This window comes from Dethiosulfovibrio peptidovorans (assembly GCA_002748665.1).
GTDB lineage: Bacteria > Synergistota > Synergistia > Synergistales > Dethiosulfovibrionaceae > Dethiosulfovibrio > Dethiosulfovibrio peptidovorans_A.
The window spans coordinates 1-17277 of the sequence record PDTB01000015.1 but is presented as its reverse complement, the minus strand read 5'-3'; the positions used below and the strand labels follow the sequence as shown (position 1 = coordinate 17277).

The window sequence follows — 17277 nt, the reverse complement described above, 5'->3', positions numbered from 1 at the left end:
TGAGAGTTGAGAAGGAGCGATGAGGGATGATAAAGGAAAGACGCCAACGAAATTTCGTTTTTTTCGGCTCTTCTGCAGTGACCCTGTGTATCGTTGTATGGGGTGTCGTGAGTCCCCAGGGACTAGGAAATTTGGCAAATGGTGTTTTTTCGTTTTTAATTGATCGTTTCGGGTGGCTCTATATTGCGGTTATGTCCGCCCTGCTTCTGTTCAGCGTTGTGATTGCCATGAGTCGTTTCGGTAGAATTGTGCTAGGCAAGCCGGGGGATCGCCCAGAATTCAGCAATTTTTCCTGGTTGGCGATGTTGTTTTCTGGATCAATGGGGATTGGTTTGGTTTTCTACAGCGTTGGTGAACCGTTGATGCATTTCATGGCTCCTCCCGTAGCTGACCCCAAATCCATAGAAGCCGCATCACAGGCGATGCAGATCACTTTTTTCCATTGGGGACTTCATCCTTGGTCGGGGTTCTGTGTTATGGGGCTGGCTATGGCGTACGCCCAATACCGCAGAAAAGCTCCGGCTCTGATTAGCAGTATCCTTGTTCCTCTGGGGGGAGAGACTCTGGCCAGGGGTGCTTTTGGTCAAATTATAGATATCCTGACTATTTTTGCTACCCTAGCAGGATTGGGAACCTCTCTGGGGTTGGGGGCGATGCAGATAGCCAGTGGTCTTAACCATCTTTTGGGTGTACCAGATGTTGTAACAACTCAACTTGCTGTTATCGTCGGTGTGGCGGTTGTTTATATCGGTGCGGCCATATCGGGTATTAATCGGGGGATAAAACTCATATCAGATCTCAACCTGTGGCTGGCGTTTCTCATCATGATCGTAATGTTTTTCGTCGGGCCGTCAGTCGCCATGTTACGGTCGTTACTGGATGGGATTGCCTATTATTTTAGTGGCCTGATCAAGGAATCTTTCCATATGGCACCCTATGGAGGTGCTTTTGCGGACTGGCTTGGGGGATGGACCGTTTTTTACTGGGCCTGGTGGATTGCATGGGCTCCCTTTGCGGGGTCATTTATCGCCCGTGTTTCCCGGGGAAGAACGGTTCGAGAATTTATTACCGGTGCCCTTCTGGCTCCCAGTTTAGGAACTTTCGTTTGGTTTGCCATATTTGGAACGGCGGGAATACATCTGGAGATCAATGGCATCGCACCTGTGGGGCAGGCGGTTGTTGAAAACATATCGACAGGGCTTTACAAGGTTTTTGCCTGTTATCCCTTGGGAAAAATTCTCTCCGGTTTGGCTGCTCTTCTGGTGGCTACATTCTTTATAACATCTGGACAGGCGGCGTCACTGGTTTTGGCTATGTACTCTGAGGAAGGGGTGGAGAATCCCTCCAGGGGCAAAGTCGCGCTCTGGGGGGCTCTCCTTGCGGCTTTGGCGGCGGTACTTCTTTTCAGCGGAGGTTTGAAGGCTTTGCAAACAATTTCAATCGTTGCGGCTTTCCCCTTTTCGATCGTGATGGCTGTCGCGTGTGTTTCCATATGGCGTGGGATGTCCCGCGACCCTGTCGTTCGAGATGAAATAGCCCAGAGCCTCAGAGCTGATATGGGAGTCTCGGATACGGAGTACTCGTTGTAGCAATTTGCGGTGTTTACAGAAAACAACAGTCCATTCTATTTTCATTGGAAATACATCGGTAACAGAAACGCAGAGGGGAGGCCAACAGCCACAGGCTGTTGGCCTCCCCTTTGTACTCAGCTTATTATCAGTGGATCTTGTTGTTGTTATATTTGGTGATAAGTGACCAGTTCAACGTCCACCAGGCTTTCTCCACGTCCTTCATGCAGGAATCTGTGAAGTCTGTCAGGTATGCCTTCGCTTTTTTGGGGCACTCTTTACAAAGCTTGGCCGCTTTGGCGTCCACCTCGGCGATCTTATCGAAGAAGCTCTTTTCAAGCGGAGCTCGGACCGAGATAAGGTCGCTCATGGAATCGCCATACCGCCGGCTAACGAGGTCGTCGGCCAGGATAAAAGCCCACTGGGTTGAATCCAGGCTGAAGGCGTTTCGGTCAAAGGTTCGCCACGATTCCTTCGTATCGGTAACCCCGTTGTAGATCGGCACGTAGCATGTGGTGTGGGGGTTGTCGAACCCGAACCACAGAATTGTCCGCATAGGTTCTGGAACGTCCCGTCTGGCCTGAGATACGAAGCTATAGGCACAGTCCCATTTGGACACCGGGCGGTTATAAGGGATGCCCAGAAGTCGGCGAACATCCTTCGTGGGGAAGGGCGTCGCCAAGGGGCTTTTCACTGCCTTGTCCCCCTCCCGGACGAACCAGGCCTGATCCTCGTACATGTCGAAGGGAGTTCCGGTCATGTGAGACCGCAGCATTTCCATAACGTCTGCCACGGAGATCTTCTTCTCGGGTTTGATGGCGAAAGGATATGACATGGTTTCAGCGTTGGGATCCCATTCCTGAGACGGAGCCAGGATCTTGTGAATCGTATGAAGCCGGTTGCGGATCCACATCGACGAGAGGGACCAGTTGTCGTTACCCGTCAAAGGAGAATAAGCTCTTTGCCAGATGAAAGGCTTCGTCCCGTTAGGATCATACCAGCCCATGTCGATAGCGAACTGTTTGTATCCCTTGGCAACCATGAAATTGTCCGTATCGTTCGGGTCGATCTCCTGAATACGGCTCATATTTGGAACGACCACGACCATGTCGTCGGGAACCCTCTGGGCGACCCATATGGCGCCGGGCTTGCCACTCTCCCTGGTCCACATCATGCCCACGCTACGGAGCTCGAAGATCCATGCCTCGTTAGCGTCGGTGACGCTCAGACACTCTCCCTCGCTCCCGCAGGAAGGAAGGAATCCATATTTTTCGGCCAGATCTCCCATGACAGCGATGGCCTCCCGGGCGGTCTTGGCTCGCTGGAGACCGAGAGCCTCCAACTGCTCAATGGTCAGGATGGCCCGAGCGTCAGGGCGGAAGGTTTTAAGCTCCTCTTTCTGACCGATAGTGGTCTCACCAATAGCCACCCCATGTTCGTTCATAAAGGGATATCCCACGTGGAAGTATGCATAGGTCTGTTCTACCTGAGGAATCTCGCCGATCTTCTGGGGTGGACCGTACTCCTCGTTGGTGATGTTCCAGAAAACTGGGGTCATCTCGCCCTTTGAATGTGTACCGCCGGGGATGAGTCGAACTCGACCGTCGTAAAAGGCGCCGTCGGCGGTATGGGAGGTGATGACCGAACCGTCAACCGTGGCGTCTTTGCCCGCCACGATATCGGTACACCCCATTGCGGAGGCGGTCACGATCAGGGAGAGCGAAAAAACCAAAATTCCTCGAATAACTTTTTTCACAACCATCGTCTCCTTTCCTCTGTGCACTAACAAAAGCCCTCGACCCTCATGATCGGGGCAAAAAAATTAAGCACCAAACTTAGTGTACCTTGTTTAACAAAAAAAGCAAGCCCGGGGTAGGCGATTCATCTCAATGTTTTGAGTCCAGATTTTGTCGATGAGTTGCCTTTCCCCGCATGTCGGGGTACACTGCTTTTGGAGAGGTTTCTTGAGTTTTTGGTCGTATATGTGAGACCGTTTGAAAGATAAAAAGTACACACTCCTTTATCGAGATATCCAACTATAAAGGGCGAGAGCAGAGAAGGGGGTTATCTTGTTATCTTGTCAGATGAATTTTTCAGTGTGCAGGGCATGTTCGTTGCTAAACTCAGCCGAGGTGCTTGGGTTCGGTACCATCGTCATGCCTTGGGAAAACGTGCTCGTCAGGATGCGCATACATGATCGACTTTCCTGAGCCGGCTTTGGAGACGAACAGGGTTCTTCGGGAGTACCTGGCTATCCAAAACCGTCTGTTTCGGTTCTCCTTCAAAAAAGCTCTGGGCTTTATCCGTCCCGATCCTCTCGCTGCTGCTCGGGATGTAGCTCCCCTGCGGGAGCGACTGAGGGGTGTTCGGGAGGGCATAAAGGAGCTGAATCCCTCGGAGGATTCACAGAGGCGGTTCCTCATGGCCCTTCGAGCGTACGTTCGCGAGATGGATCGGGCCATGGGGGTTTTTCAGGAGCTTTGCCACACTCTCGAAGAACATAAAAAAGACCGGAAATACCGCAAAGAGGGGTATCCCCGTGACATGAAACACTTTCAGGAATCGGAGGCCCAATATTTGGAGATCGGTCTCTCTCTCAATGAGATAGCACGATCGGACGAAGCTACGAAGTCAGGCTAATTTGATTGAGACTTGAAATGCATAAAAAGCTGGGGAGACATCGGAAAATGTCTCCCCAGCTTTTAGTTTCAGGGGCGATATTGGTATTTAGATCTGGATTGTACGTCGTACGGACGAGCGTTGCTGGCGATCCTCGGTTTCCTGGGAATGGGAAGGCAAGCGAGATGCACAGACCTCAACAAAGACTTGAAAGAGAGGCGCCATAGGGCCGTCCTGGTCGGCCATGTTCTCGGGGTGCCATTGAACTCCAATAACAAAAGGGTGCCCCTCAAGCTCCACGGCCTCAACGATCCCGTCGCTCGCTCGAGCGGTGATACGCAGACCTTGGCCCAGGGTGTCCACCGCCTGGTGGTGATAGCTGTTGACCCGGAAAGTCCGGCCGAGAATCTGCTCCACAAGAGAACCTGCCTCGGCGGTCACGGAGTGGCTCGGAACATTTCGACGACTTTTCTGACGGTGCTGAACAGTATCCTTTCCGGGGGCGATGTGCTGTATGAGGCTCCCCCCAAGAGCCACGTTCAGCACCTGAGCTCCCCGACAGATTCCCAGGATGGGCAGCTGCCTTTCCAGGGCCATGGCCGTCATCGCCAGCTGAAACCTGTCGAGCTCGGGCTTAACCTCCTCGATATCGGGGTGAGGCTCTGCCCGAAAAAACCGGGGGGATATGTCGGATCCCCCTGGCAGCAGGAGGCCTGATGCCAGATCAAGCCCGGTGGATATCTCATCGTGATCGTCGGTCACGGGCAGAATCACCGGAATAGCTCCGGTGTTTCGAATAGCCTGGGCGTAGGCTATGTTCAGGGTCAGCTTGTCCTCGTTCAGATACTCCAGGTTAGAGGCTATGGCGATGATCGGTCCAGTCATGAGTTCTCCCCCTCTCAAGCTCTTTGGGAGCATTGTACTGTACCTTGCCCAGGGGAGAAAGCTCTTTTCTATGTAATTGGGAGGGCTGTCGGAGGCATATGAACAGCCCGGTGATGGACAGCCATGGCAGCCTCTCCCAGAGCTTCGCCAATCGTGGGATGAGCGTGTATCGTGGTGACGATCTCCTCAACCGTTGCCTCCAGTCGAAGGGCCAGAGCTCCTTCTACGATGAGGTCTGTGACCCTGGGCCCCACCATGTGAACTCCGAGGATCTCGTCGTATCGTCGGTCTACCACGAACTTCACGAGGCCGTCGTACCCCTTCATGATCAAACTCTTGCCGTTGGCAGACAGAGGAAATCGTCCTACCTGTACTTCGTACCCCTTTCTGATTGCCTCCGATTCGCTGAGGCCGACCGATGCCACCTCAGGTAGAGTATAGACGCAGCTCGGAACTGTTTTGTATTCCATGAATCTCCTGTGTCCCATAACGTTCTCCGCTGCCACTTCCCCCTGAGCCGAGGCCACGTGGGCCAGCTGGATGGAGCTGCAACAGTCGCCGATGGCGTATATATTCGGAGTCGATGTGCTCATCGCCTCGTCCACGAGTATCCGTCCCCGATCATGACGAATCCCAGCGTTTTCCAACAGGAGAGAGTTTGTGGCTGGTCTTCGTCCCACCGACAGGAGGGTCTTTTCTGAGTGGACGACCATTGGGCCTGTAGGGGTCTTTACCGAGGTTGCCACGATGTTGCCGTCCATAGTGAACCCCGTCACCTGTGAGGATGTGTGGAATCGAACGCCTGCTCCCTCAAGCCTGCCTTTCACCACGGATGTTATGTCTCCGTCCATAGAGGAGAGTACCGAATCGAGCATCTCAATCACCGTGACCTTGGTTCCAAGGATAGAGTATATTGAGGCGAATTCCATCCCGACAACCCCGCCTCCGATCACGGTCAGTGAGTGGGGTATTCTGTCCAGATCCAGAGCCTCTCTGCTTGTGATGACCCCGGGTATGTCGATACCAGGGATGGGCGGAATCACCGTCTCCGATCCGGTGGCGATAATGGCGGTGTCGAAGGATATTACCGTGTCGTTCACCTGAAGGGTATTGGACGATAGGAACGAAGCCTCTCCAGTGATCACCGATATATTGTTGGCGGCCATGAGCCCCTCGACGCCGCCCACCAGTTGCTCGACAACCTGCTCCTTGCGGGTCATGAGCTCCTTCCAGTTAATGGATACTCCCTCGAAATGGAGTCCCAGATCGGCGGCGTTTACTGCCTCATGATAGAGCTCGGCGGTGTGGACGAGAACCTTGGTTGGGATGCAGCCCCAGTTCAGACAGGTGCCCCCCATTCGTTCCCGTTCGATAACGATGACAGAAGCGCCCAGTTGGGCCAGCCTGATGGCGCAAACGTACCCTCCCGGTCCGCCACCGACGACGACCACGTTTTTTTGAGATGTCATATATGATCGCCTCCTACAGCAACAGGAGCATCGGGGATTCCAGAAGCTCTTTCACCCGAGTCAGGAATTGGGCACCGTCGGCGCCGTCCACCGAACGATGGTCTGCTGTGAGACACAGATTGGTTATGGTTCGGACCACCACAGCTCCATCAACAACCACTGGAGTTTCCCTCATGGCGTTGATCGCCAGGATACACGACTCAGGTGGGTTGACGATAGGGCTGAAGCTCTTCACTCCAAACATTCCCAGGTTGGTGATGGTGAAGGTCCCTCCCTCCAGATCTTGGGGCAGGAGTCGATTGGATCTGGCTCTATCCACCAGGTCTTTGGTGGCTGTGGCAATCTCGAGGAGGAATTTAGTCTGGACGTCCTTGACGTTGGGGACGAGAAGACCGCCCTCGATAGCCACGGCCAGGCCGATGTTGACCGACGAGTGCATGATATAGCTCTGGTTCTCCATGTCGGTGGAGCAGTTACACATGGGGTACTCCGTCAACGCTCGTGCGCAGGCCATCATGACCACGTCGTTGTAGGAGATCTGGGCTCCCATAGCCTTGACCTGCTTTCGGAGATTGATCATGGCCGTGCAGTCCAACTCCACGTCGTAAGTGACGGCGGGGATTGTTTGGACGCTCTCCAACATTCTTCGGGCGATGATAGCCCTCATGGTGGTCATGGGGACGATTGTGTCTCCGATAGGGCACTGAACGGCGGTTGTGCCTGTAGCTGTCACGTCGGCCTTCATGATTCGTTTTCCAGTCCCGGGAATGGCCGATGGATCGAGACCCAGATCTGCTGCCATTTTGGCTGCTACTGGTGACATCTTGGGACTCCGTTTGGATGCTGTGATCACGTCTTTACATCGGATGCTCCCCTCTGGACCAGATCCCGATATCGTGGTCAGGTCAATTCCAAGGTCTTTGGCGGTTTTTCGAGCCTTAGGAGTGGCTCGAAGTCCTTTGGGGTTTGTTTCCTCTCCCGACTTCTCGGGAGATATCGTCGGTAGAGTTGGTTCGCTAGGTTCTTGAAGGGGTGCTGCTCCGTCACACGGTTCGAGCACTTCATCGGCCTCTCCGATCGCCGCTACATTGGCCCCCACGGGGACCGATTGGTTTTCGGACACGTATATTTTGAGCAACACACCATCCCGTTCAGACTGCACCTCGTAGGTGATTTTGTCGGTTGAGACGACGAAAAGAACCTCCCCTGTCTTTACCGGATCACCCTCTTGCTTGATCCACTTGGACACGGTCCCTTCGGTCATGGTGAGCCCCAGTTTGGGCATGGGTATATTGGTTGCCATGGAGACACCTCCTAGTTCAGTCCCAGCATGGTCGGCATCCAAGTCGAGAGCTGGGGAAATACGATAATGATGACGAGGGCGACCAGAGCCGCCAGTATCAGGGGGAACGCTGGCTTGCTGATTTCCTCAATAGTCAGACCGCTGATGTTCGCTCCGACGTAGAGGTTAACCGCTACAGGTGGAGTTACCTGCCCTACCGCCAGATTGATGGTCATCATGACTCCGAACCAGATGGGATCCCAGCCGAAATGTGCCATGATAGGCAGCAGGATGGGCAGGAATACGTAGTAGATGGAGATAGCATCGAGGACCATCCCGGCGAAAAGTAAGATAACGTTTATCATGAGTAACACGATTGTGGAGGATGACGAGATGCTCAGAAGAACTCCTGCGGCCTTCTCGATCAAGCCGACCGTGGCCCCCACCCACGAATAAAGACCGGCGCAGGTTACCACGATCATGACCACCGATGTTGCCGTTACCGTCGAGGAGAGAATGTCGTACATGATGGAGAATGAGTTGATGGTCCGATATATAAATACTCCGACGAACAAACCATAAAAAACGGCCACGGCTGCAGCCTCGGTGGGTGTGAACACTCCGCCGTAGATTCCTCCCAGAATGATCACTGGTGCCATGATGCCCCAGAGTGCGCGCTTGAACGATCGGACGAGGTCGCCTGGTTTCGGAGGTTCTCCCCCACCGTAGCCCATTTGCCGGGAGACCAGGTAGACTGCCATCATCATACATAGAGCGACCACCGCGCCTGGAAGAAAGCCAGCGGCGAAGAGGGCTGGGATGGACACATCAGCTACCCCGCCGTAGACGATGAAGGCGATGCTCGGTGGAATGATGATGGCCAGGCCCGACGCCACGGATACGGTGGCTGCCGCAAAAGCCTTGTCATATCCCGCAGTTGCCATGCCAGGGATAAGGATCAGCCCCAAAGCTGCAACCGTGGCGGGACCCGAGCCACTGACGGCTCCCCAGAAGGTCGCTACCCCCACGGTAGCGATTGCGAGACCTCCGGTCATCGAGCCCGCCAGCTTTTTCATCAGGTCGATAATTCGCTCGGCGATTCCGGCTTTTTCCATGATGACCCCCGCCAGGATGAAAAACGGGATAGCCAGAAGCGGAAACTTGGAGATACCGGCGTAAAAGTTATATGAGATCATGGGGAGCCCCATCTCCCAGAAGTACACGACTGTTACGGCGGCTCCGCCGAGGGCGATAGAGATCGGGACCTTGATGAGCAGGGGGACGAGGAACAGAATCAGAGTCCATAGTGCCGGATCGGAAAAACTCATGGTTAGTCCTCCTTCTCTTCGGCTTGATCCCGAAGAAAGCGCCACGTACTTTGAAACACCCGAAGGATGATCAACGCTGAGAATATTGGGAGAGCGACGGTGTAGTACCATACCGGTATGGCAAGAGATTCGGTGGTGACCGACAGTTGAATTTCGTCCCGAACCTCAAGGCCCCCCAGCCAACCGAGAATTATGAAAAAAACAATGCAGATCAGTCCTGACAGGAGACTCAGAGGTTTTTTCCACGATGAGGAAAGCCTGTCGTAAAGAAACGACATCCCCAGATGGCTGCCTTTTTTGAAGGCGGTGGCGGTCCCGAGCAGGACGACCCACACGAAGAGATTGACGGTGATCTCCTCCGACCATGACAGGGACATCTTTATGAAATAACGAGTTATTACATTAACGAAGGATATCGTGACCATAACGGCAACGAGTACGGAGCCGATGATCTCTTCAAAATGGTCGAAAAAACGTCGAGCCACGGGTCGACACTCCTTTCGAGACAAGAGCCGGGGAGAGGTATGGCCCCCCCCCCGGTCTGGGTGTTCATCCGGTTATTTAACCGAGGCCATATCCTCCTCCGCTGCGGCAACTAACTCGGGACCGATCTTTTTTGTCCAATCCTTCCGGATCCCGGCGGTGGCCTCTCGGAATGCTTTCAGGTTTTTCTGCGTCAGGTTGGTTATGACCATACCGTTCTTCTCACAGAGGGCGTAGGGATCTACCTCCTCCGGTGCTTTTCCGATGCTTTGAAGATAGGCCAGAGATTGTCCATCGTCCATGCCGATGCGGGCGATGGCCTTCTCGTATTTCATCGAATCAAGGGCACACTCGCGGATGATCTGCTGATCCTCTTTAGAGAATCCCTTCCAGACCTTGGGGTTAGCCGCAAGAACCAGGGGATCGATGACATAGTGCCAGTTGGTCAGGTACGTATGGTAGTTCCAGATCTTGACGGGAATGCAGATACCAACAAGAGGGTTTTCCTGCCCATCCACGACCTTCTGTTGGAAAGCCGTGGTAGCCTCGGCCCAGTTCATGTTGATGGGGTTCGCTCCCAGGGCCTTGAACGTGTCGATGTAGATGGGGCTGCCCACGACCCGGATTTTCAGATCCTTCATGTCCTCGGGTTTGGCGACCTCTCGGACGCTGTTGGTCATCTCTCGGAACCCATTCTCACCCCAGGCTAGGAAGGTGACACCCTTTTTCTCCATGGCTTTGATCATCATTTTGCCGGCTTTGCCGTTCTCGATGGCGTCCATGGCCTCATAACGTTTATTTCCATAGGCTGATATAAAGAACGGCAATCCCGGTAGGTTCAGTTCCTTGACTTGGGGAGACCAGTTGATGGTTGAGGCGAGGGAAAAGTCGATTGCCCCGTTACGGAGCAACAGGAACTCGGCAGTCTGTTTGCCCGCGAACAGCTGGCCTGAATAGTAGACCTTGATGTTAACCCGGCCGTTGGTTCGTTCCTTGACCAGATCGGCGAAATAGCCTGCCCCCATCCCCCAGGCTGTGACAGCTCCTGGGTTGACGCTCATCTTGTACTCGGCCTTATATTGGGCGAAAGCCGTGGCGGACAGACACAGAATCATACTGGCAATTATGATTGCGTGAAGCGATTTTTTCATGTCCTCTCCTCCTTATGTTGTGGCTGTTCAGGTGTATCCATCGTATTGTGGATGCCGTTGATTTTTCTCATCATCACCTCCTATTAAGGCTGGGGATCGCCCTGCTGAGGCTTGAAGAGGGGAAAACCAGTCTCTGAGTCGATTTCTCTGAGCCATTCCATCCCCATCAGTTCAGTTAACTGAATCTCTGCGGTAGCCAATACCAGGTTCTCCCCACTGTCGACAAAATGGCCGCAGATGGGGGAGTGCTCGTCAAGAGCGACGAGACCGTGAAGATGAACGGCAATGGCGTTATCCTCGACTCCGATGGTCCCCCACGCTCCGATAAGCTCCAGAGGCCCGCTGACGGTGAGAGGGGGTCGATAGACGGTTCCCGATGGGGAGTTCGGGTCGGAGGTGATACAGGTTACCGTCGCTGAGCGAAGACTTCCCAGCAGCAGGTCTATGCTGGCGCAGGTTATGTCGTACCGCTCACAGATGTCTCGAATCCCTTGAAACAGGTCGCTCCCCGGGGTAAGGCGGGCCGCGATCCGCCTGGTTGAGTAGGCGACTGCCGCCTGAAAGGTGGACATGAGCTACATCATCCGACGGAGGCCGTCCAGGACAACCTCCGGTTTGATTCGGTAGGCCTGCTCCAGAGGTTTGGCAAAGGGTACTGGCGTAAAGGGAGCCCCGAATCGGAGTATCGGTGCGTCCAGAACATCGATGGCTTCCTCAGCCACCATAGCCGCGATTTCTCCTCCCACGCCCCCCTGTTTCACCGCCTCATGAACGATAGCCAACCGACCGGTTTTACTCACCGACTGGAGGATCGTTTCCTTGTCCACGGGCGATATGGATCGAAGATCGACAAGTTCCACCGATATTCCTTCCCTGGCAGCCATCTCGACGACTGGCTTGGCCACGGCGTGGAGGCAGTGAGAGTAGGAAATCAGGGTCACGTCCGATCCCTCGGTCACCACCTGAGCTTTCCCGATGGGGGTCAAATACTCACCTGTAGGGACCTCTCCCTTCACATTGAACAAGGCCTTGTGTTCGAAGTAAATGACAGGGTTATCGTCCCGGATCGCCGACTTAAGGAGACCTTTAGCGTCTGCCGGATTGGACGGGATCACCACTTTGAGTCCTGGAATATGCTGGAAAAACGCCTCCAGACTTTGAGAATGCTGTGCTGCTGCTTGGTTGATCAGCCCGTCAGGTGCCCGAAGGACCATGGGAACCGTTTTCTGTCCCCCGAACATGTAGTGGACCTTTGCCATCTGGTTGTAGATCTCGTCCCCACAGACTAACATGAAATCGGCAAAATGCATGTCTGCGATGGGCCGCATTCCTGCTAGAGCAGCCCCCACGGCGGCTCCGACGATAGCCGTCTCAGTGATGGGCGTGTCCCGAATCCGCTCTGTTCCGAAAGCGTCCGGGAGTCCTTTGAATTGCCCGAAAATTCCCCCCTGTCGGGCGATATCCTCGCCCATGATGAACACAGTGTTGTCCCGAGCCATCTCTTCCTCCATGGCCTCAAGGGTCGCCTGTGAAAAACTTATCGTTTTCGTCTCAGACATGATCAATCCCTCCAGCCTCTACACGTATAGGTCATCCAAAAGCTCCGATGGATCAGGTTCGGGGCTTGCCATCGCGTACTGAACGGCTTCCTCAATAGAGGCTTGGGCCTGTTCCTTCACGACGTCTAAGTCTCCCTGGGAGAGACATCCCCCTTCAATGACGGATCTTTCGAAACGATCGATGGGGTTATCGTCATCGAAGATCTTTTGTACCTCTTCCTTAGTTCGATATTTTTCAGGGTCTCCCACAAAATGTCCTTTAATCCTGTAGGTTTTACACTCCAGAATGGCTGGTCCCTCACCTGATCGAATGCCTTGGATCACGTCCTTAGCTGCCTCGTAGACCGCCATAACGTCGTTTCCGTCCACGATACTGCCGGGGATGCTATAGCCTTGGGCCCGGTCAGCGATGTCGGCCACCGAAGTAGTTGTGAGGTATGGGGTCGTGGAAGCCCACTGATTATTTTCACATACGAAGAGAACGGGGAGCTTCCATACTGACGCCATATTCAGAGCCTCGTGAAATGTTCCCCGATTGGAGGCTCCGTCGCCGAAGAAAACTACGGAGACTCGATTATCTCCTCGGATTTTGGACGCCAGGCCAGCCCCTACGGCCAGGTTATATCCTCCGCCGACGATTCCATTGGCTCCCAGCATCCCCACACTGAAATCGGCTATATGCATGGACCCTCCCTTTCCCTTGCAGTAGCCTGTCCTCTTGCCGAAGATCTCCGCCATCATTCGTTTGAGATCGGCGCCCTTGGCGATGGTGTGTCCATGTCCCCGGTGGGTACTCTCGATGTAATCCTCGTTGGTGAGGTTGGCCATGACTCCGGCACCCACGCCTTCCTGGCCGATGTAGAGATGGACAAATCCGGGGATATCCCCAGCCAGAAAGTGCTTCTCGACCGTCTGTTCGAACAGCCGGATAGTCACCATGGTTCGATACAGACTCGTGAGTAGATCCTTGGGGTACGAGGAGATCGGAACCGTCGCCTTTCTATGGACTGGCTTTGCGCACATATTGCTCCCTCCTTAATGTCTGAAAATTCGTGAAGATTGATTCAAGGCACCGAACGTTTACCGAAAAAGGTTTGCCTTGCCGAATTTAAGGTGGTCATGAGTTATGCGAACCGCCTCTTCCACATCTCCCCTTCGAAGAGCCTCCACCATGTCTTTGTGGTACTGAAGGGATATCTCGATGTCCTTAGGGGTCACCAGGACCGATATCCCGACGGTGAGAAAACGCTGTCGGACGTGAAGAACGGCATCCCATATGACGCGGTTTCTATACAATCTCAGGAAAAAATCGTGGAACTCGCTATCTGCGGCCAGATAGGACTCCAGGTCCTTAGCCGCAGACGCTTGTTCCTGCTGATCGATCAAACGGTCCAGGATAGCGAAGTGTTCTGGTTCCAGTTGGTCGGCAACGTTTCGAACCACGAACTCCTCAATTGCCATACGCATGTCGAAAATCTCTCGAGCTTCCACGATGGAAACCTCGTTGATGACGGCTCCTTTGTGGGGTATGATGCGGATAAACCCCTCCGATTTGAGACGAAGAAGGGCCTCCCGCACTGGAGTCCGGCTTATGTTCAGCTTTTTTGCCAGGTCGTTTTCGGAAAGAAACTGTTCGCTGGTTAGCTTCTTGGAAAGAATCATGCTCTTGATAGCCTGGTAGGCCAAGTCCTTCTTGCGTTCTCTCACGTGGATTCCTCCTCAGCTCGGCTAAGGTGTATGCCACTGCCATACAGGTTGAACGCTACATTCCAATATGACTATATCCACATTGAATTTGAAAATCAAATAAGTTTCGTTCTTTTATACAATATCCAGAGGCATAAAAATACACCGAGAATGTCTCGGTCGTTGTAAGGTTCTTGCAAGTATAAGGAAAACAATAGTCAAAAAAAACAGTCTTCTGAATGTTCTTTTTGTAACATATAAAAGTACTTTCGTTGTAAACTAAAATATTTTTTGAGTTTACTAAGAGTGGGCTTTTGGGTGTCTTGAGGAGAGATGGAGGTTCGGTACTTTCGTAAAAAAGACCAAAAGCTCAGTTGTTAAGGTAAAGTTCAAGACAAACTGCTGTATCATGTGGTCTCAGAAAAAGAGAGATATATGGGCAGTCAAACGGTAGCAAAGTCTACCGAAATTCAAGGCAAAAAGCCCTGGTGCAGCTTTCCAGGGCTTTTTCGGGGCCTACTCTCCAGATGAGGTAGTGGAAGAAACGGAGATTGTAGTGGAATCCCAAAGCTCCAGCACACGGGGTCTTCCGTAAACTATAGATGCTCTCCCAAGCTTATCTGTATCGGAAGAAATAAGACGGGCCTGTGTAGAACTGGACCGTCCTGAGCTTAGTATCGCGGAGGCGATGTGATATTCTCGGCTGGGAGCCGTAAATGATCGCCCGTCTTCGTCGTGGAGGGTACGACGTAGATAGCAGGAGAGCTCAACGTCTGATGCGGCTTATGGGCTTTGAAGACATAGCTCCCACGTCTGGATGCAGCAGCCTTTATTCGAGAGGGGGATTCTCCCCTGGCAGTTTCGGAACGCACAGCTGATCAGGCTGAACCGGTTCTGGAGAACGAATATCACGTGCTATGGCGTTTCCAGTGGCTTTATATATTGTGTAGCCGTCATTAACCGGTGCGGTCGCTCTATTCTCTCTTGGGAGGTCTCCAACATCCTGGATGCTCAATTTTGTGTCATCACTTTGAACAAAATTCTGGATGTGGGGCAGTCTAAGATTCTCAATGCCGATCAGGGGTGTCAATTCACCGGTAAATCCTTCTTCGAGTTTTTAAAAAACGTTGTATCAGAATCAGCATAGACGGTCGAGATAGCGCTACTGACTGATGGAGCATAGATTCTTTGGTGAGAGGCGTTGAGCTTGAAAGCGTGCTTCCCACTTTGGGTACGTTGAACTCATGTCGAACCCAATGTCTGTTGGGGAGGAAAGGCGTTTGTTGTATTGGCTCTTTTTAGGTGAGATGTTATTAAAAATATCTTTGGGGGGTGTGATGGAACCACATAGGGGTGAAAACATGATCCTGGAAAAATTCTCGCTGTTGGGAAAAGTCGCTCTGGTCACTGGAGCTAGAACTGGAATTGGGCAGGGCATAGCTAGACCCCATCCAGAAAGGGAGCACCTCAAGCATCATAACCCAGTCAGGGGCTCCCGCCAAGGCATTAGCATAGGCAATGCTCGTATTAGTGCGGAATATACCGCTTAAATAATCCAGGAACTGACCGTATCCCAGAATCAGGATACATTCCACCACCAGAACAACCTGTCAGCTGCCCAAGTATGGTTACAATGCCAGGGGGATCTGCTTTCGCCGCTCCCTGCGGAGATGAACGATACGCATGACGTTGCAGGCAATCGCCTTTTCCATAAGCTCAGTCCTTACCGCAAGAATGCCTCTCCGTCTGACCCTGCCGAAATTGACCACATACTTCAGAACGAACATCAATGACTCCACCGCAGAACGGTTCCTCCGGAATTCAGAGAGTTCCTGACTGAACCATTCATCATCGGTCATTAACCGTTTGCCCTTTGTTCCTGACAAACTCACATGTTTTACCCCGATTATGGACTTAACCATCTCGAGTCCGGCTCCTGAGGAATATCCGTCATCAGCACTGACTTTCTCGGGAACAGTATTGGTGTTCTGTATTGACTCCATGACCATGGAGTCAAGCTGAGGGGAGTCCGCAGTATTACCCTCCGGTACCTTGAGCGCGGTAACGAACCCGTTCCGGCTTCTGCACACCTGGGGACGGTATCCGATATCCGGCTCCCTGTCACCCTTAATGATCATGGATGCGGAACCATCTGAAAGACTTATCACTTTCTTGGAGTATGGAACGCTTTTTCCGTTGCAGATCCGCTCCATGGAATAGACAATAATCTCTTCAGCGGTATCCAGAGCAGCGTCTATGGATGACAGGTCTCTAAAGAGGTACCATAGTTTGTACCTGTAATGGATTTGGAGGAGATAGTAGTCCCACCTGATGATTGATGAACACGACAATTGAGTCAATATGATTAGGCTCAGAAAACCTTGCTATCACATCCTCATCAGAATCCCCGTCCAGATCAGCTGTTTTAATCCATCAATCAAGTCAGAATATGCATCAGAGTTCAGCATAACAGAGCAGAATATTAGATTGGACAGGCTTCCGGGGACGGTGCATGACCAGTCTGGAGTCGTGTTAAACACTTCAGAAGCCAATCCGTTATGAGTCCGCACAAGATGATAGTCGATTTCAAATCGACGGTTTGTGAACACCCCGACTTGTAGTAGAGGGTCGTTCAGTCTTTTCAGGTATTGACAAAAACCAGGACAATTGTTATTCTTGAATAAACATTCAGCTTTGAGCCGGTCATACCTGAAACAGCAGTGCTTCAGCTTGTTTTTTTGTGTGATTGAAAAAACAAATTATCGGGAGAGTAAAGGAGTTTTATTTGCAAGTTTTAAAAGAGGAAATCAAAAACAATATTCTCAAGGCAGCGGAAGAGGTTTTTTATCAAAAAGACTACCGCAGTGCCAAGCTTGCAGATATTGCCCGCAGGGCAAATGTGTCTGTGGGCCTGATTTACTCCTATTTTAAGAACAAGACTGAACTTTTTGATGCGGTGGTGGGGAATGTTTACAAGAGTTTTTTCCAGGCCATGGAGGCAGAAGAAGCCCTTGAAGAAGGCAACGGCCTGAATCGATTTGAAAAAGTGGGCAATAAATACCTGTATCAGCTTTTTGAAAATCATAAAAACTTTGTAATTCTGGTAGATAAAAGCGCCGGTACAAGCTATGAAAACGTAAAGGAAGATATGATTGCCCGGCTTGGAAAACACATAACAATCGGAATAGCCAGACATACGGAAAAAAAATATGACCCAATACTTGCCCATATTCTGGCAAACAACTAC

Annotated in this window: 17 protein-coding genes; 5 read left to right on the top strand and 12 right to left on the bottom strand. The window is 52.3% G+C overall.

All coding sequences use genetic code 11. The annotated features are described in order from the left end of the window. Positions 1 to 26 precede the first annotated feature (26 nt). A complete protein-coding gene (locus CSA35_01455; GenBank protein ID PIE55129.1) occupies positions 27 to 1589 on the top strand; it encodes a glycine/betaine ABC transporter permease in 1563 nt (520 codons plus the stop codon). 127 nt (positions 1590 to 1716) lie between these two features. Here CSA35_01455 and CSA35_01450 read toward each other — a convergent pair whose 3' ends face one another. Beyond that, positions 1717 to 3330 (bottom strand): peptidase, encoded by a 1614-nt coding sequence (locus tag CSA35_01450; GenBank protein ID PIE55128.1) that lies wholly within the window; start codon positions 3328 to 3330, stop codon positions 1717 to 1719. A 431-nt stretch (positions 3331 to 3761) separates the two neighbouring features. Between CSA35_01450 and CSA35_01445 the strand changes: the two genes are divergently transcribed. Then, on the top strand, positions 3762 to 4208 hold the full coding sequence (locus CSA35_01445; protein ID PIE55127.1) for a hypothetical protein: 447 nt from the start codon (positions 3762 to 3764) through the stop codon (positions 4206 to 4208). Between the two features lie 87 nt (positions 4209 to 4295). Here the strand turns inward: CSA35_01445 and CSA35_01440 are convergent, their stop codons facing one another. From CSA35_01440 to CSA35_01395, 10 genes are all read right to left on the bottom strand, one after another. Beyond that, a complete protein-coding gene (locus CSA35_01440) occupies positions 4296 to 5105 on the bottom strand; it encodes a gamma-glutamyl-gamma-aminobutyrate hydrolase (GenBank protein PIE55126.1) in 810 nt (269 codons plus the stop codon). Positions 5106 to 5140: 35 nt separating this feature from the next. Then, the gene (gene lpdA / locus CSA35_01435; protein ID PIE55125.1) at positions 5141 to 6541 is read right to left on the bottom strand and encodes a dihydrolipoyl dehydrogenase; all 1401 of its coding nucleotides are present in this window, start codon (positions 6539 to 6541) and stop codon (positions 5141 to 5143) included. A 13-nt stretch (positions 6542 to 6554) separates the two neighbouring features. Further along, positions 6555 to 7844: a dihydrolipoyllysine succinyltransferase gene (locus tag CSA35_01430; protein ID PIE55124.1), complete on the bottom strand. Its 1290-nt coding sequence runs from the start codon at positions 7842 to 7844 to the stop codon at positions 6555 to 6557. Positions 7845 to 7855: 11 nt separating this feature from the next. Next, a complete protein-coding gene (locus CSA35_01425) occupies positions 7856 to 9151 on the bottom strand; it encodes a C4-dicarboxylate ABC transporter permease (GenBank protein PIE55123.1) in 1296 nt (431 codons plus the stop codon). 2 nt (positions 9152 to 9153) lie between these two features. Beyond that, positions 9154 to 9576 (bottom strand): TRAP transporter permease DctQ, encoded by a 423-nt coding sequence (locus CSA35_01420; GenBank protein PIE55333.1) that lies wholly within the window; start codon positions 9574 to 9576, stop codon positions 9154 to 9156. Between the two features lie 132 nt (positions 9577 to 9708). Then, positions 9709 to 10785: a TRAP transporter substrate-binding protein DctP gene (locus tag CSA35_01415; protein ID PIE55122.1), complete on the bottom strand. Its 1077-nt coding sequence runs from the start codon at positions 10783 to 10785 to the stop codon at positions 9709 to 9711. An 83-nt stretch (positions 10786 to 10868) separates the two neighbouring features. Further along, positions 10869 to 11357 carry a hypothetical protein gene (locus CSA35_01410; protein PIE55121.1) on the bottom strand — a complete coding sequence of 163 codons (489 nt, stop codon included), beginning with the start codon at positions 11355 to 11357 and terminating at the stop codon, positions 10869 to 10871. Between the two features lie 3 nt (positions 11358 to 11360). Then, on the bottom strand, positions 11361 to 12344 hold the full coding sequence (locus tag CSA35_01405) for an alpha-ketoacid dehydrogenase subunit beta (GenBank protein ID PIE55120.1): 984 nt from the start codon (positions 12342 to 12344) through the stop codon (positions 11361 to 11363). Positions 12345 to 12362: 18 nt separating this feature from the next. Beyond that, a complete protein-coding gene (locus tag CSA35_01400; GenBank protein PIE55119.1) occupies positions 12363 to 13367 on the bottom strand; it encodes a pyruvate dehydrogenase (acetyl-transferring) E1 component subunit alpha in 1005 nt (334 codons plus the stop codon). A gap of 57 nt (positions 13368 to 13424) precedes the next feature. After that, positions 13425 to 14051, bottom strand: coding sequence for a hypothetical protein (locus tag CSA35_01395; protein ID PIE55118.1), 627 nt, complete (start codon positions 14049 to 14051; stop codon positions 13425 to 13427). Positions 14052 to 14847: 796 nt separating this feature from the next. On the opposite strand from CSA35_01395, the gene CSA35_01390 reads away from it, so the two are divergent. Both CSA35_01390 and CSA35_01385 read left to right on the top strand, forming a co-directional pair. Then, positions 14848 to 15177 carry a hypothetical protein gene (locus tag CSA35_01390; GenBank protein PIE55117.1) on the top strand — a complete coding sequence of 110 codons (330 nt, stop codon included), beginning with the start codon at positions 14848 to 14850 and terminating at the stop codon, positions 15175 to 15177. A 133-nt stretch (positions 15178 to 15310) separates the two neighbouring features. Continuing rightward, a complete protein-coding gene (locus tag CSA35_01385; protein PIE55116.1) occupies positions 15311 to 15580 on the top strand; it encodes a hypothetical protein in 270 nt (89 codons plus the stop codon). Between the two features lie 78 nt (positions 15581 to 15658). Here the strand turns inward: CSA35_01385 and CSA35_01380 are convergent, their stop codons facing one another. After that, positions 15659 to 16390 (bottom strand): hypothetical protein, encoded by a 732-nt coding sequence (locus CSA35_01380; protein PIE55115.1) that lies wholly within the window; start codon positions 16388 to 16390, stop codon positions 15659 to 15661. A gap of 425 nt (positions 16391 to 16815) precedes the next feature. Here CSA35_01380 and CSA35_01375 point away from each other — a divergent pair. Continuing rightward, on the top strand, positions 16816 to 17277 hold a 462-nt coding region (locus tag CSA35_01375; protein ID PIE55114.1), incomplete at its 3' end, for a TetR family transcriptional regulator.

Bases quoted from the DNA above. Each gene is read 5' to 3' on its own strand.
- lpdA (PIE55125.1), bottom strand. From the start codon at position 6,541: ATGACATCTCAAAAAAACGTGGTCGTCGTCGGTGGCGGACCGGGAGGG.
- CSA35_01420 (PIE55333.1), bottom strand. From the start codon at position 9,576: ATGGTCACGATATCCTTCGTTAATGTAATAACTCGTTATTTCATAAAG.
- CSA35_01445 (PIE55127.1), top strand. From the start codon at position 3,762: ATGATCGACTTTCCTGAGCCGGCTTTGGAGACGAACAGGGTTCTTCGG.
- CSA35_01415 (PIE55122.1), bottom strand. From the start codon at position 10,785: ATGAAAAAATCGCTTCACGCAATCATAATTGCCAGTATGATTCTGTGT.
- CSA35_01455 (PIE55129.1), top strand. From the start codon at position 27: ATGATAAAGGAAAGACGCCAACGAAATTTCGTTTTTTTCGGCTCTTCT.
- CSA35_01410 (PIE55121.1), bottom strand. From the start codon at position 11,357: ATGTCCACCTTTCAGGCGGCAGTCGCCTACTCAACCAGGCGGATCGCG.
- CSA35_01425 (PIE55123.1), bottom strand. From the start codon at position 9,151: ATGAGTTTTTCCGATCCGGCACTATGGACTCTGATTCTGTTCCTCGTC.
- CSA35_01430 (PIE55124.1), bottom strand. From the start codon at position 7,844: ATGGCAACCAATATACCCATGCCCAAACTGGGGCTCACCATGACCGAA.
- CSA35_01400 (PIE55119.1), bottom strand. From the start codon at position 13,367: ATGTGCGCAAAGCCAGTCCATAGAAAGGCGACGGTTCCGATCTCCTCG.
- CSA35_01450 (PIE55128.1), bottom strand. From the start codon at position 3,330: ATGGTTGTGAAAAAAGTTATTCGAGGAATTTTGGTTTTTTCGCTCTCC.
- CSA35_01390 (PIE55117.1), top strand. From the start codon at position 14,848: ATGCAGCAGCCTTTATTCGAGAGGGGGATTCTCCCCTGGCAGTTTCGG.
- CSA35_01440 (PIE55126.1), bottom strand. From the start codon at position 5,105: ATGCTCCCAAAGAGCTTGAGAGGGGGAGAACTCATGACTGGACCGATC.
- CSA35_01405 (PIE55120.1), bottom strand. From the start codon at position 12,344: ATGTCTGAGACGAAAACGATAAGTTTTTCACAGGCGACCCTTGAGGCC.